Source organism: Liquorilactobacillus sucicola DSM 21376 = JCM 15457, from assembly GCF_000612445.1.
Lineage (GTDB): Bacteria > Bacillota > Bacilli > Lactobacillales > Lactobacillaceae > Liquorilactobacillus > Liquorilactobacillus sucicola.
Map to the genome: position 1 here is coordinate 19,671 of NZ_BALC01000002.1, position 13,162 is coordinate 32,832.

General features: G+C 39.6%; 17 protein-coding genes and 1 other annotated feature. Of the genes, 15 read left to right on the top strand and 2 right to left on the bottom strand.

Annotated elements, in window-relative coordinates; genetic code table 11:
* Positions 1–72: 72 nt before the first annotated feature.
* Positions 73–756: a ribose-5-phosphate isomerase RpiA gene (gene rpiA, locus JCM15457_RS03300; protein ID WP_034987649.1), complete on the bottom strand. Its 684-nt coding sequence runs from the start codon at positions 754–756 to the stop codon at positions 73–75.
* An 11-nt stretch (positions 757–767) separates the two neighbouring features.
* On the bottom strand, positions 768–1,064 hold the full coding sequence (locus JCM15457_RS03305) for a GNAT family N-acetyltransferase (RefSeq protein WP_034987651.1): 297 nt from the start codon (positions 1,062–1,064) through the stop codon (positions 768–770).
* Positions 1,065–1,191: 127 nt separating this feature from the next.
* Here JCM15457_RS03305 and JCM15457_RS03310 point away from each other — a divergent pair, with 127 nt between their 5' ends.
* From JCM15457_RS03310 to rplJ, 15 genes are all read left to right on the top strand, one after another.
* Positions 1,192–1,728, top strand: a complete 537-nt coding sequence (locus tag JCM15457_RS03310) for a dCTP deaminase/dUTPase family protein (RefSeq protein WP_034988314.1) — start codon at positions 1,192–1,194, stop codon at positions 1,726–1,728.
* Positions 1,729–1,818: 90 nt separating this feature from the next.
* Positions 1,819–3,192 (top strand): DNA repair protein RadA, encoded by a 1,374-nt coding sequence (gene radA, locus JCM15457_RS03315; protein WP_034987653.1) that lies wholly within the window; start codon positions 1,819–1,821, stop codon positions 3,190–3,192.
* A 20-nt stretch (positions 3,193–3,212) separates the two neighbouring features.
* A complete protein-coding gene (locus JCM15457_RS03320; RefSeq protein ID WP_034987656.1) occupies positions 3,213–4,334 on the top strand; it encodes a PIN/TRAM domain-containing protein in 1,122 nt (373 codons plus the stop codon).
* Between the two features lie 118 nt (positions 4,335–4,452).
* Entirely contained in the window at positions 4,453–5,943 is a 1,491-nt protein-coding gene (gltX, locus tag JCM15457_RS03325) for a glutamate--tRNA ligase (RefSeq protein WP_034987658.1), read from the top strand.
* Between the two features lie 101 nt (positions 5,944–6,044).
* Positions 6,045–7,451 carry a cysteine--tRNA ligase gene (cysS, locus tag JCM15457_RS03330; protein ID WP_034987659.1) on the top strand — a complete coding sequence of 469 codons (1,407 nt, stop codon included), beginning with the start codon at positions 6,045–6,047 and terminating at the stop codon, positions 7,449–7,451.
* Complete coding sequence (locus tag JCM15457_RS03335) at positions 7,451–7,852, top strand: Mini-ribonuclease 3 (protein ID WP_034987661.1); 402 nt, start codon at positions 7,451–7,453, stop codon at positions 7,850–7,852. Before cysS ends, JCM15457_RS03335 begins: the two co-directional genes overlap by 1 nt.
* Positions 7,849–8,619, top strand: coding sequence for a 23S rRNA (guanosine(2251)-2'-O)-methyltransferase RlmB (gene rlmB / locus JCM15457_RS03340; RefSeq protein ID WP_051993274.1), 771 nt, complete (start codon positions 7,849–7,851; stop codon positions 8,617–8,619). The genes JCM15457_RS03335 and rlmB overlap by 4 nt, the downstream gene beginning before the upstream one ends.
* Before the next feature lies 1 nt (position 8,620).
* Positions 8,621–9,154: an NYN domain-containing protein gene (locus JCM15457_RS03345; protein ID WP_034987663.1), complete on the top strand. Its 534-nt coding sequence runs from the start codon at positions 8,621–8,623 to the stop codon at positions 9,152–9,154.
* 57 nt (positions 9,155–9,211) lie between these two features.
* The gene (gene rpmG / locus JCM15457_RS03350; RefSeq protein ID WP_034987664.1) at positions 9,212–9,361 is read left to right on the top strand and encodes a 50S ribosomal protein L33; all 150 of its coding nucleotides are present in this window, start codon (positions 9,212–9,214) and stop codon (positions 9,359–9,361) included.
* A 39-nt stretch (positions 9,362–9,400) separates the two neighbouring features.
* Positions 9,401–9,568, top strand: a complete 168-nt coding sequence (gene secE, locus JCM15457_RS03355) for a preprotein translocase subunit SecE (RefSeq protein ID WP_034987666.1) — start codon at positions 9,401–9,403, stop codon at positions 9,566–9,568.
* Positions 9,569–9,694: 126 nt separating this feature from the next.
* Positions 9,695–10,246, top strand: coding sequence for a transcription termination/antitermination protein NusG (gene nusG / locus JCM15457_RS03360; protein WP_034987667.1), 552 nt, complete (start codon positions 9,695–9,697; stop codon positions 10,244–10,246).
* A 2-nt stretch (positions 10,247–10,248) separates the two neighbouring features.
* Positions 10,249–11,091, top strand: coding sequence for an alpha/beta hydrolase (locus tag JCM15457_RS03365; RefSeq protein ID WP_051993275.1), 843 nt, complete (start codon positions 10,249–10,251; stop codon positions 11,089–11,091).
* Between the two features lie 117 nt (positions 11,092–11,208).
* On the top strand, positions 11,209–11,634 hold the full coding sequence (rplK, locus tag JCM15457_RS03370; protein WP_034987669.1) for a 50S ribosomal protein L11: 426 nt from the start codon (positions 11,209–11,211) through the stop codon (positions 11,632–11,634).
* Positions 11,635–11,739: 105 nt separating this feature from the next.
* Positions 11,740–12,429 (top strand): 50S ribosomal protein L1, encoded by a 690-nt coding sequence (rplA, locus tag JCM15457_RS03375; RefSeq protein WP_034987672.1) that lies wholly within the window; start codon positions 11,740–11,742, stop codon positions 12,427–12,429.
* 60 nt (positions 12,430–12,489) lie between these two features.
* Positions 12,490–12,618: a sequence feature (ribosomal protein L10 leader region), on the top strand.
* A 39-nt stretch (positions 12,619–12,657) separates the two neighbouring features.
* The gene (rplJ, locus tag JCM15457_RS03380) at positions 12,658–13,161 is read left to right on the top strand and encodes a 50S ribosomal protein L10 (protein ID WP_034987675.1); all 504 of its coding nucleotides are present in this window, start codon (positions 12,658–12,660) and stop codon (positions 13,159–13,161) included.
* The last annotated feature ends 1 nt before the right edge of the window (position 13,162 follow it).

The following is a 13,162-nucleotide window of genomic DNA, read 5'->3' on the forward strand; positions in this document are numbered from 1 at the left end:
TTTTACAATAACAATATTATATGCTAAATAAGACTACGCGTAAACTGTATTACACTGTTGTTTCAGGTGGAACTAGCGAGCTTCTAAAATTTTTGGACCATCAGGGTATCCGACGATAACCGTATTAACTAAATCTAAAAAGAGTCCGTGTTCAACGACGCCAACCTGTGCGGACAGTTCAGCAGCCAGATCATGCGGATGTTCGATCATTTTCAGATGAAGGTCAATTATCAAGTTCCCAGAATCGGTATGTTTCAATTGACCATTATTGTCTAAGCGAAATGTCGGTGCATATCCTCTTTTAGAAAAAATAGAAAACAATTTCTTACTGCCATAGGGAATAACTTCAACCGGCAGTGGGAAAGAACCAAGCTTATCTGAAAGTTTACTCTGGTCAACAATCCAAAGGTTTCGGCGTGAATTTACGGCTACAATTTTTTCAAATAAAAGAGCTGCACCACCGCCTTTAATTCCTTGAAAATCAGCACTGATCTCGTCTGCACCATCAATAGTCAGGTCTATATTGTCAACTTCATCAACGGATTTGAGTGGAATATTTAAAGCTGATGCTTGTTTAGCGGTTACGGTTGAGGTTACGACGCCTGTTATATTAAGCTGCTCTTCTTGAACACGTCTTGCGAGTGCATCAACCATAAATTTGACGGTTGAACCTGTACCTAGACCAACTGTCATACCATCATTGACCCAAGTCGCGGCTTCTTCACCAACTAACTTTTTTAGTTCATCTTGACTCATTATTTTCACCTTCATGCATCTTTATTTTGGGAAGTTAATAGATCACTATATTCAGGATGGTGTTCAAAAAAGCTGCGCGTAAAAGGGCAAAGTGGCAGTACCTTGGAACCCTTAATGCGCACCTGTTGCAAAAAATCAGCAGTGATCTTGCCAGCTAGACCACGACCGCGATATTCTGGAGGAACCAGTGTGTGCTCAACAACATATGTCTGGTTGTCATCGATCAGTTTGAATCCAATGTGCGCACAGGGGTCTGTTGCATCTTCCATGTAGTAATTAAATGAATTACTTGTCCATTCCGAACGCATTTTCATCACCTCATTTTTTACTAAATTATAGCATAGCCCTGATTTATTCGATAGTTTGCGGTATATCTGGGGCAATTTTGATGGTAGAATTAGAATAATAGTAATTAGAGAAATGAGAGTGATAATTGTGATACGAGGGTTTGAGGTAGTTAGTAAATATTCTGGAGAAAAAATTATTCTTCCAAAAAGGGCAACTAAAAATGCTGCCGGTTATGATTTTTGCGCGGCAGAAGATTTTATTGTACCTAGTGTTTGGAAAAAGAACTTTGTTAAAATACTTTGGAGTAGGTTCCACCAGAAGAAGCTGACTGCTGCTGATTATGTGGAAGCACAAGAAGAATTGCGACCATTTCTTGTACCCACTGGAATTAAGGCCTACATGCAATCAAATGAGTTTCTTTTATTAGCTAATCGTTCGAGCAATCCCCTAAAACGCAGTCTGATTCTACCTAATGGTGTAGGAATCGTTGATGCTGACTACTACGACAACGAGAGCAATGAAGGAGAAATTTTTTTCCAACTCTTAAATTTCGGGTTAAAGGATCTTGTGATTAAAAAAGGCGAAAGAATTGGACAGGGAATATTTATGCCTTTTCTATTGGCAGAGAATGAGAAAGAACCATTGGCACAGCGTGAGGGTGGATTCGGTTCATCTGGAAAATAAAATTTCTTAAAGAATCATGTAGTTTTTAAATTATTCAAATACTTGTGCTACTATCATTCTAGATAGCCGTACTTGAAGGGAGAACATAGATTGGCAAAAGTAAAAACGCAATATGTCTGTCAAAATTGTGGTTATTCTTCCCCACGCTATCTGGGACGTTGCCCTAATTGCGGTTCTTGGAATACCTTGACAGAAGAATTAAAACAACCGCAGACCACTTCAAAAAAGGCTGCACGCGTTAGCTTTGATGGTTCACGTGTCAAACCACAGCTGTTAGACAGTGTTAACACCGAAGAGAGTCCCCGTGTTAAGACACAGCTTAACGAGCTGAATCGTGTTCTAGGTGGTGGAGTGGTCCCAGGCTCATTAGTTTTGATTGGTGGTGATCCTGGAATTGGCAAGTCTACCTTACTGCTACAGGTATCGGGGCAACTTGCAGCCACAGGGAACAAAGTTTTATACGTTTCGGGTGAAGAGAGTGCGATTCAGATTAAATTAAGAGCTGAGCGCCTCAATATCGGTGGAAAAGATTTCTATTTGTATCCTGAAACGGATATGGCAAGTATTCACCAGTATATTGATAAGATGAAGCCTGATTTTGTGGTGATAGATTCGGTTCAAACCATGCAGGAGGCAGATATGTCTTCAGCTATTGGCAGTGTCTCCCAGATAAGGGAAGTTACTGCAGAACTATTGCAGATAGCTAAGACAAACGGTGTCTCTATTTTTATTGTTGGGCATGTTACTAAGGGTGGAGCAATCGCTGGCCCCAAAATACTGGAACATATGGTCGATACGGTTCTCTATTTTGAAGGTGATTTGCACCATACGTATCGTATTTTGCGTGCCGTCAAAAACCGCTTTGGATCTACAAATGAGATAGGAATTTTTGAGATGAAAGAAGGCGGGTTGGCAGAGGTTGCTAATCCATCCGAGATCTTTTTGGAGGAGCGGCTAAGAGGTGCGACTGGTTCCGCAATCGTTGTTTCATTGGAGGGGACTCGACCTATTCTTGTGGAAGTACAGGCTTTAGTGACTCCAACCGCATTTGGAAATGCTAAACGGACAACAACAGGTCTGGATCATAACCGAGTTTCTTTGATTATGGCTGTCTTGGAAAAAAGGGCTGGGCTTTTGCTGCAGAACCAAGATGCATATCTGAAAGCTGCTGGCGGGGTTAAGTTAAATGAGCCTGCTATTGATCTGGCGATAGCAATCAGTATTGCCTCAAGCTACCGTGATCTAGAAACGAATCCGTCCGATTGCTTTATTGGTGAACTAGGTTTGACCGGTGAAATAAGACGGGTCAATCGTGTAGAACAGCGGGTCGCCGAAGCAGCTAAGTTGGGTTTTAAACGAGCAATCGTACCGAAAAATAATTTAACAGGTTGGACACCACCCCCACACATAGAAGTTGTGGGCGTAGCTACTTTAAGCGAAGCTTTGCGAGTCGTTTTTAAGTAAGCAGAGAAGGGAGTAATTTGATGCGAAGAAAAATGATAAGGCTTGTACTAACTATTTTGGGTGTTGGAGCTGGATACAGCTTTATGCCTTTTTTGTGGCTTATTATCGGAATTGAAGGGAATATCTGGGTAAATAATTTTGTAACCAACATTGTTATTGGAGTGCTGGTAATGTTTCTGGTTTCTTTATTCATTACGGACCCACTTGAAAAATTTATCCAACGGATGGAGAATCGGCTAGTACATCAAAGCCCTGATATTATTATCTCCACTAGTGTGTCGGTCATCGTTGGATTGATTATCGCGGTATTGATCTCTACTTTATTCTCGCATTCGCAATTATTTATTTTAAATACGATCATCCCGATAGTTTTGATGGTTATTTTAGGCTATTTAGGTTTTATTGTTGGGCGAAATCACCTTGTTGATTTTAAGAAGTTTTTATTTGCAAGGCGTAAGACTGAAAAACAGCAAGCTAGTAGCAACTCTAACGTCTTAGACAGGAAGGCGGGAGACAATTTTCACAGAGCAAAACTGCTTGACACTAATATCTTAATAGATGGGCGAATCTATGATTTGGTAAAAACCGGTTTTATAGAAGGAACACTGATAGTACCTAATTTTGTGCTCTACGAACTACAATATATAGCCGATTCAGCCGATAGCATTAAAAGAGTTAGGGGCCGCCGTGGATTGGATATTTTAAATAAACTGCGTGAAGAAAAAAAAGTTCCTGTAGAGATGTATGAAGGGGATTTTGAAGATGTACAGGAGGTCGACAGCAAGTTGATCAAGCTGGCGAAGTTGCTTGATGCAGTGATTGTGACTAATGATTACAATCTGAATAAAGTGAGCGAATTTCAAAATGTGCAGGTTTTAAATGTGAACGCTCTAGCTAAAGCTTTAAAACCACGTGTTGTCCCCGGTGAAAGAATGAACGTGACTGTTATAAAAAATGGAACCGAGCGTCAGCAAGGTGTAGCTTATCTTGACGATGGGACTATGATAGTAGTAGAGGACGGACGCTACTATATTAATAAACCACTTGAAGTTATCGTCACGAGTGCTCTGCAAACAGATGCAGGAAGGATGATTTTTGCTAAACCGGCGCATTCTGGACGTGAGCTTAGAGAAAAAAATTAGTTAAGAATATTACCCGCAGAGAGTTTATTTTTTTATTTTTTCATTGTAAAATCAATAAAGTATGGGTCGCTGCTTTGCGTGGCAGATTAAATCAGAAAAGAAAGAAGAGACATTAAACTTGGCAGAAGAAAAAATTCGTGTGCGTTACGCACCAAGTCCTACAGGCCATCTCCATATTGGAAATGCTCGGACGGCATTATTTAACTACTTATTTGCACGGCACAATAATGGTACTTTTGTAATCAGGATCGAGGATACAGATCTTAAGAGAAATATTGCTGATGGTGAGAAAAGTCAGTTAGAAAACCTGAAGTGGTTAGGAATGGATTGGGACGAAGGCCCTGATAAGCCGGGGGAAGTCGGGCCTTACCGTCAATCGGAGCGTAAGGAGATTTACCTCCCACTTATTCAAGAATTGCTGGACAAGGGTCTAGCATACAAGTCCTACATGACTGAAGAGGAATTAATCAAGCAAAGAGAAGAACAAAAAGCGCAGGGAGAGGCACCACGTTACGTTTACGAGTATGAAGGCATGACCCCTGAAGAAATCAAGGCTAAACAAGATGAAGCTGAGGCTGCTGGATTGAAACCAGTTGTCAGAATACATGTTCCTAAAGATCAGACATACAAATTTGATGATATCGTCAAGGGACCTATTAGCTTTGAGTCTAATACGATCGGCGGCGATTTTGTCATTCAGAAGCGGGATGGGATGCCAACATATAATTTTGCGGTTGTTGTTGATGATCATTTGATGAAGATTACGCATGTTTTGCGTGGAGATGATCATATTGCGAATACGCCTAAACAGTTGGTGGTGTACGAGGCGTTTGGTTGGGAACCACCAGTTTTTGGGCACATGACACTGATTATAAACACAGAAACAGGTAAGAAATTAAGTAAGCGCGATGAGAGTGTTTTACAGTTTATTGAACAATATCGCGAATTGGGCTATCTACCTGATGCAATGTTCAATTTTATTACTTTGCTTGGCTGGTCGCCGGTAGGAGAAAAGGAAATCTTCAATCGAAAAGAACTTATTAAAATGTTTGACCCTAAACGTTTAAGTCGGTCACCAGCTTCTTTTGATGGTAAAAAACTTGAATGGGTTAACAACCAGTACGTGAAAAATGCAAAGGAAGACAATATTGTTGATTCTTCACTTAAACAATTGATTAAAGCTGGCCGTATTTCGGAGAATCCTGATTCTAAAACGATTGAATGGGCTCGGAAATTAATCAGCATGTATAAGCAACAGATGTCGTATACGGGGCAGATCGTTGAACTGGCTGATGTTTTCTTTAATGAACCACCAGTCCTTGATGAGGCTGCTAAGAAGGAACTGGCAGATGATAGTGCTCCAACTGTCTTAAGGGAGTTTGCTGAAAGAGTCAATAAGTTGCCGATTTTTGATGCAACTGAAATTCAAAATACGATCTATAGCATTCAAAAAGACACAGGTATTAGGGGACGCAAATTGTATATGCCTATTAGGATTGCAACTACTAGGGAAACACACGGACCAGAATTAGCTGCCTCAATTGAATTATTAGGACGTAAAAAGGCATTAGAGCATCTAAAAAAGACTTTGGACGAAATGGACAAATAATTAGCTATGCATTTATGCTGATAATAAAAAGAGTCTGGGATGAGTTTAAATTGGTCCTAGACTCTTTTTATAATATATAATTAGAAAAAGGGGGCTAAAAAATGATTCAACTTTACAATACACTGACAAATAAGAAAGAAGAGTTTAAGCCGCTTGCACCCAAAACGCTGAACATGTATGTCTGTGGACCTACTGTGTATAACTATATTCATATTGGCAATGCACGAAGCGCAATTGTCTTTGATACCGTTAGGCGTTATTTTGAATTTCGTGGATATAAAGTTAATTATGTTTCTAATTTTACGGATGTCGATGATAAGATCATTCGTGCTGGTCACGAATTGAAGATGACTACTAGGCAAGTAGCAGATAAATTTATCAAAGCTTTTTATGAAGATACAGATGCGCTGAATATTGAAAGGGCAACTCACAATCCGCGTGTGGTAGATATGATGGATGATATTATTGATTTTGTGAGGGTCTTGGTTGAAAAAGACTATGCATATGAGGCACAAGGTGATGTATACTACAGGGCACGTAAGTTTAAAAATTATGGTAAGCTTTCAGGTCAGTCAGTGGATGAATTAGAACAGGGTGCAAGTGCGCGCATTAATTCTGCTGAGACGCAAAGAAAAGAAGACCCCTTGGATTTTGCACTTTGGAAAAAAGCGAAAGAAGGAGAAGTCTCTTGGGATTCGCCATGGGGAAAGGGACGACCAGGTTGGCATATTGAATGTTCTGTGATGGCAACTAAGATATTAGGAAACACGATTGATATTCATGCTGGTGGACAAGATCTTGAATTTCCACATCATGAGAATGAGATTGCTCAAAGTGAAGCAAAAACGGGACAAAAGTTTGCCAATTATTGGTTGCATAATGGTTTTGTGACGATTGGTGAAAAAGATGAAAAGATGAGCAAATCGCTAGGTAATTTTATCACAGTTCATGATTTATTGAAGAAAGTTGATCCGCAAGTTATTCGCTTTTTTATGGCTACGACACAGTATCGGCGTCCAATTCGTTACAGTCAAGCTAACCTCGACGAGGCACAGACAAATCTAGCTAAAATACAAACAGCTTTTGAGAATGCGTATTATCGCTTGAAAGATGCAGAGAAAGCTGAAATTGAACCAGAACTAAAAAAGAAGATAGCAGGATATCATGATGACTTCATCAAAGCCATGGATGATGATTTCAATGCTCAGAACGGAATAGCGGTCGTGTACGAACTTGCAAAGTATACTAATGTGTATAGTTCTCAGTTTAAAGTACATCAAAGTAGTATTGTGGCCCTGAATGCAGAATTGGAGAAATTGGTGGGGGTATTTGGTATCAGACTAAAGAAACCTATTTTGCATGATGATAGGATTGAAGGGCTGATCAAGGAGCGTAATGAGGCACGTGCAAATCATGATTTTGCAAGAAGCGATGAAATCAGAGATGAGTTAAAATCACAAGGAATAACTATTGAAGATACTCCTCAAGGAACAAGGTGGAAAAGATAATGGAAGAGCAGACCTATGAACAGATGAATGGGATTGCTTTGGCATATATGGGTGATGCCATTTACGAAGTTTATATAAGAAAACATTTATTGCAAAGCGGAATTACTAAACCGACGAAACTGCACCATAGAGCGACTCATTATGTTTCTGCTAAAGCACAAGCCTTTTTGATTGATAAAATGAATGAAAAAGAAATCATGACGGAGCATGAGGCAGAATATTTTCGTCGTGGACGTAATGCGAAAAGTCACACATCAGCGAAAAATACATCAGTGTTGACTTATCGAATATCAACTGGATTCGAAGCACTTTTTGGCTATCTTTTTTTGAGCGGTCAAACAGAGCGGCTCGATCGGCTGGCTGAATGGTGTATTGAAACTGTCGAAAAGGAGAAAAAATGAGCTTTAATAATAAAAATAGTGGTGATGCGGATGAAAAAAGCGAATTTGTAATTGGAAGGCATCCAGCACTTGAAACACTTAAGAATAACCAAGATATAAATAAAGTTTTCATTCAAGATCAGCTTAAAGCTGATGCGTTACTTGAAATTGCATCCATTGCAAGAAAGAAAAAAATTATAGTTAACAAAGTTCCTAAAAGTAAATTGGACTTGCTGGCGGATAATCAAAATCACCAAGGAGTAGTTGTCGCTGTAGCTGCTTATAAATATGAAACAGTAGAAGGCTTGCTTGCTCGTACTGAAGCTGAAAATAAAGATCCGTTTTTTCTGATTTTAGATAATATTGAAGATCCACATAATCTAGGTTCAATTATACGGACAGCTGACGCGGCAGGTGTTCAGGGAATAATAATTCCTAAGAGACGGGCAGTACAGTTGACTTCAACAGTAGCTAAAACTTCTACGGGAGCGATTGAACACGTCCCAGTTGCTCGAGTAACTAATCTAGTTCAGACAGTCAAATTACTAAAGAAGAAGGGAATTTGGATTTTTGGAACAGACATGCATGGCACTGATTTTCGAAAGTGGAATGCACAAGGAGCTGTGGCATTAATAATAGGAAATGAGGGTAAAGGAATTTCACCATTGCTTAAGAAAGAATGTGATGAGATGCTGACGATTCCTATGGTTGGACATGTTCAGAGCCTGAATGCTAGTGTGGCAGCTAGTCTATTGATTTATCAAGGATTTACATCAAGAGGAAACTAGAATGAAAAAAAATATTCTTATAGTTGATGCATATAATATGATCGGTAATTGGCCCCAGCTAGACAAGATGAAGAAGGCTGGTCGTCTTGAAGATGCACGCGATATGCTTTTGCATATTTTGTCTAATTTTAAGAAACAGCGTAGTTACCAGATAATAGTAGTCTTTGATGCAATGTATGTACCTGGATTAGCCAAAAGTTACGATAAGTATGGGCTGAAAATAGTGTGGACTGCCGAAGATGAAACAGCCGACAGTTATATTGAGTCACTGGCCGGCAAACTACAAAACCGTCTGACTCAGGTAACTGTAGCTACAAGTGATCAAGCGGAACAGTGGACCATCTTTTCCCAAGGTGCGATGCGGGTTCCGGCATGGGAATTATACCAAGATATTAAACGTGCGAAAAAAGAAGTAAAGCAGCAGACGCAAAAATACCAAGACGAAGCCTCTGTTAGAAGGCTGCCATGGGATGAACGGCAATTAAAACGATTAGCCGAGTTGCGTGATGAACTGGAACATGATGATCGAGATTGACAAGCTTTAAGTTAGCGTGATAGAGTTATGTCTGATAAAGACTAAGGAGTATTGAAGATGGCTCAAAAGAAGATTGCTTTAGCCTGTACTGTTTGCGGTTCGCGAAATTATACAATTGTCGCAAATCCAAACAGGGTTGAGCGTTTAACAGTGAAGAAGTTTTGCAAATATTGTAATAAGCACACAGTGCATAGTGAAACGAGATAGCAAGGTAATTTAACTTTCTTGAACGGAGGTAAGTGATAAGTGAAGTTTTTCAGAAGTGTCATTAAGACGATGAAAGAAACCAGATGGCCAACAAGAAAAGAGGCTGTGCAGGATACAACAACGGTTATTACGACTGCAATATTTTTTGCAGTTTTCTTTGCAATAGCTGATTATGCTGTGCAAGCTGTCATAAAACTACTAGTTTGAGTATTGTTTAAGATCATTTTATTAAGTGGGCATATTATTAATTTTTATGCTATACTATCTGTGTTGAGGAAACTTCGAGTATTCGAGGTTTTTTTATTTTGATTTTTGAAATTAGGAGGGAAAAAAGTGGCTGAATCATTTGAGAAGAATTGGTATGTTTTGCATACTTATTCTGGCTATGAAAATAAGGTAAAAGCGAATCTTGAATCAAGGGCACAATCAATGGGAATGGAAGATTACATTTTCAGAGTTGTTGTTCCTGAAGAAGAGGAGCATGAAACGACCAAAACAGGTAAAGATAAAGTAGAAAGCAAGAAGACCTTTCCAGGATATGTTCTGGTTGAGATGGTGATGACTGATCAATCTTGGTATGTCGCCCGTAACACACCTGGAGTTACCGGATTTGTTGGATCACACGGTGCAGGTAGTAAACCAGCTCCACTGCTTGGTGATGAGGTTGAACTGATTTTAAGACGTCTAGGGATGAGTTCGCGGCATGAGGATTTTGATGTAGAAGTTGGGGAATCTGTTAAAATCGTTGAAGGAGCCTTTTCTGGTTTAGTGGGTAAGATTACAGAAATCGATTCTGAGAAGATGAAATTACGCGTTGATATTGATATGTTTGGACGTGAAACTGCCACTGAGCTTAATTATGATCAGGTGGATAAGATAGTTTAAAAATGAAAAATAAACATTGCATCACTTTGTTATTTTTGTTGGGATGCGGTCTTTTTTTTAGTATAATACGGCGCTACAGGTTGTTAGCACGTCCTCATAAAAAAGACGTCAAGAAAGTTATTTTTAAAGAACCAGTTTTATTCATTCACGGCTATGCGGGCAACCGTTTTTCTTTTGGACTGATGATGAGACGATTTGAGGAAAAGGGCTGGGGCGTTAAATCAGCGGTTGTTAGAGTGGGTGTTAGCGGCAAAATTACAATAATAGGAGATCCTGCGGCTACAGGAGCCATGATTCAAGTTTTATTTGACGATAATCATGCATCTGTGGTCAAACAGACGCAATGGCTGAAAAAAATTTTGCAGAAACTAGCCCAAGATTTTGCGATCAAAAAGGTCGACATTATTGCTCATTCGATGGGGGCTGTCTCTGTTTTAAGTTACTTGACTAAGTACGGGAACGAAAAAGCGATGCCGTTAGTTGCAAAATTGGTAACACTGGGAGCACCATACAATGACACCGAGCCAGGGAAAAACTCTAAAGTGATTGAACAAAGTCCTCTATCCTCTCAAGGACCGCTGCAGCCATCTGCTATTTATCGTAAATTGAAAAGATGGCGTCACAGGATTTCAACGCAAACTCTGTTCTTAAATATTATTGGAGATATTGACAACGGCAAGTCCGATGGGACAGTTTCTGTTTCATCAGCTCGTTCGTTACGTTATCTGCTTGATAAACGAGTGTATAGTGAATTGATAATAAAGGGTAAAAGAGCAACTCATCGTAAATTGCATGAAAATCATGAAATTGACATGAAAATAAAAAAATTTTTAGTGGCAAGGTGACTTGCGATTTCTTTGAGTTCATGATATATTTTTAACGTATGTTTTGCATACAAGTAGTGGGAGGTCAAATTTAACTGACCATCCGTACCACGCACGGACTTTAAGGAGGTATGTACCGTGGCTAAAAAAGTAATTAATGTTGTTAAATTGCAAATTCCTGCAGGTAAGGCAACTCCAGCACCACCAGTTGGACCAGCTTTAGGTCAAGCGGGTATCAACATCATGGGATTCACGAAGGAATTTAACGCACGTACAGCTGATCAAGCTGGAATGCTTATCCCTGTTGTTATCACAGTTTTCGAGGACCGTTCATTTGAATTTGTAACGAAAACTCCGCCAGCTGCAGTTTTGTTGAAAAAAGCTGCTGGTGTAGAACATGGTTCCGGCGAACCTAACACAAACAAGGTTGCTACTGTTAAAAAAGCACAGGTTAAGGAAATCGCTGAAACAAAAATGCAAGATCTAAACGCTGCAGATGTTGAAGCTGCAATGCGCATGATTGAAGGAACTGCACGGAGCATGGGCTTTGTTGTAGAAGATTAATTCTTCTGCACACCAATGCTTCTCAGTCGGACACTCCACGAAAGTAGATGTGTCAAGTGGGAGGTATATCCGTTACACCACATATTGCAAGGAGGAAAAAACCAAATGGCTAAAAAGGGTAAAAAATATATTGAAGCTTCAAAACAAATTGAAGCAGGTAAGGCATATGGTGCTGAAGAAGCACTTGCCTTAGTTAAAAAAGTCGATTTTGCTAAGTTTGATGCAACAGTTGAAGTTGCTTACAACTTGAACTTAGATACAAAGCAAGCTGATCAACAATTACGTGGAGCCGTTGTTTTACCAAATGGAACTGGTAAAGAACAGACTGTTATTGTTTTTGCTAAGGGTCAAAAGGCTAAGGACGCTGAAGCTGCTGGTGCAGACGTTGTTGGTGATGATGATTTAGTTGAACGTATCCAATCGGGTTGGTTAGATTTTGATGTTGCAATTGCTACACCAGACATGATGGCTCAAGTGGGACGTTTAGGTCGAGTTTTAGGACCTAAGGGTTTGATGCCCAACCCTAAGACTGGTACTGTTACGATGGATGTTACAAAGGCTGTTAAAGAATCTAAAGCCGGTAAGGTAACATATCGGACAGATAAAGCTGGCAATGTACATGTTCCAATCGGAAAAGTTTCATTTGAAGAAAAAGCACTCGTTGAGAACTTTAACACAATTAAAGATGTAATTGTAAAAGCACGTCCTGCATCGGTTAAGGGACAGTATGTGAAACATGTCTCAGTTGCTTCAACATTTGGACCAAGTGTAACACTTGATGCAACTGCTCTTTAATTAAATTCTTAAACAAGCATTGACTTTAGCTGATTTACGTGTTAAATTGGTTAAGGTCAATTTTTTATTATGATTCTACCTAAGACTCAGGTGGCTTGCGCCTTAATAATACCTGCCGAGGAGTATAAGTATTTTTACTTAGAAACTTTCTCTATGTCTTGGTGGACGTAGGGCTTTTTTATTGTAAAATATCAAAGTTCTGACACAATGACTGGGAGGTGAATCAATTTGAGTAAAGAAGTTATTGCAAAAAAAGCAGCAGCTGTTGAAGAAGTTGTTGCTAAGTTTAACGAGGCTGTTTCATGTGTCGTTGTTGATTATCGAGGCTTAACTGTAGAGCAAGTTACTGAATTGCGTAAGCAATTACGTGAGGAAAATGTTGAACTTCGGGTTATCAAAAACACATATCTGAAACGTGCAGCTGACAAAGCAGGTTATGAAGGGTTAGATGAAACATTCTCTGGTCCTACTGCAGTTGCCTTCTCTAAGGAAGATGTAGTAGCACCTGCTCGTATCTTAGCCAAGTTTGCCAAAGACGCAGAAGCTTTGGAAATCAAGGGTGGTATGATCGAAGGCAAGGTTGCTTCATTGGAACAGATCAACGAACTTGCAAAATTACCAAGTCGCGAAGGATTGCTTTCAATGTTACTTTCTGTATTGCAAGCACCAGTTCGCAATGTTGCGTATGCTGTTAAAGCTGTTGCTGACAGCAAAGATGACGATGCAGCATAGT

Excerpts from the sequence above, each read along its gene's own strand:
- rpiA (WP_034987649.1), bottom strand. The coding sequence starts at position 756 with ATGAGTCAAGATGAACTAAAAAAGTTAGTTGGTGAAGAAGCCGCGACT.
- JCM15457_RS03305 (WP_034987651.1), bottom strand. The coding sequence starts at position 1,064 with ATGCGTTCGGAATGGACAAGTAATTCATTTAATTACTACATGGAAGAT.
- JCM15457_RS03320 (WP_034987656.1), top strand. The coding sequence starts at position 3,213 with ATGCGAAGAAAAATGATAAGGCTTGTACTAACTATTTTGGGTGTTGGA.
- cysS (WP_034987659.1), top strand. The coding sequence starts at position 6,045 with ATGATTCAACTTTACAATACACTGACAAATAAGAAAGAAGAGTTTAAG.
- JCM15457_RS03335 (WP_034987661.1), top strand. The coding sequence starts at position 7,451 with ATGGAAGAGCAGACCTATGAACAGATGAATGGGATTGCTTTGGCATAT.
- rlmB (WP_051993274.1), top strand. The coding sequence starts at position 7,849 with ATGAGCTTTAATAATAAAAATAGTGGTGATGCGGATGAAAAAAGCGAA.
- JCM15457_RS03345 (WP_034987663.1), top strand. The coding sequence starts at position 8,621 with ATGAAAAAAAATATTCTTATAGTTGATGCATATAATATGATCGGTAAT.
- rpmG (WP_034987664.1), top strand. The coding sequence starts at position 9,212 with ATGGCTCAAAAGAAGATTGCTTTAGCCTGTACTGTTTGCGGTTCGCGA.
- JCM15457_RS03365 (WP_051993275.1), top strand. The coding sequence starts at position 10,249 with ATGAAAAATAAACATTGCATCACTTTGTTATTTTTGTTGGGATGCGGT.
- rplA (WP_034987672.1), top strand. The coding sequence starts at position 11,740 with ATGGCTAAAAAGGGTAAAAAATATATTGAAGCTTCAAAACAAATTGAA.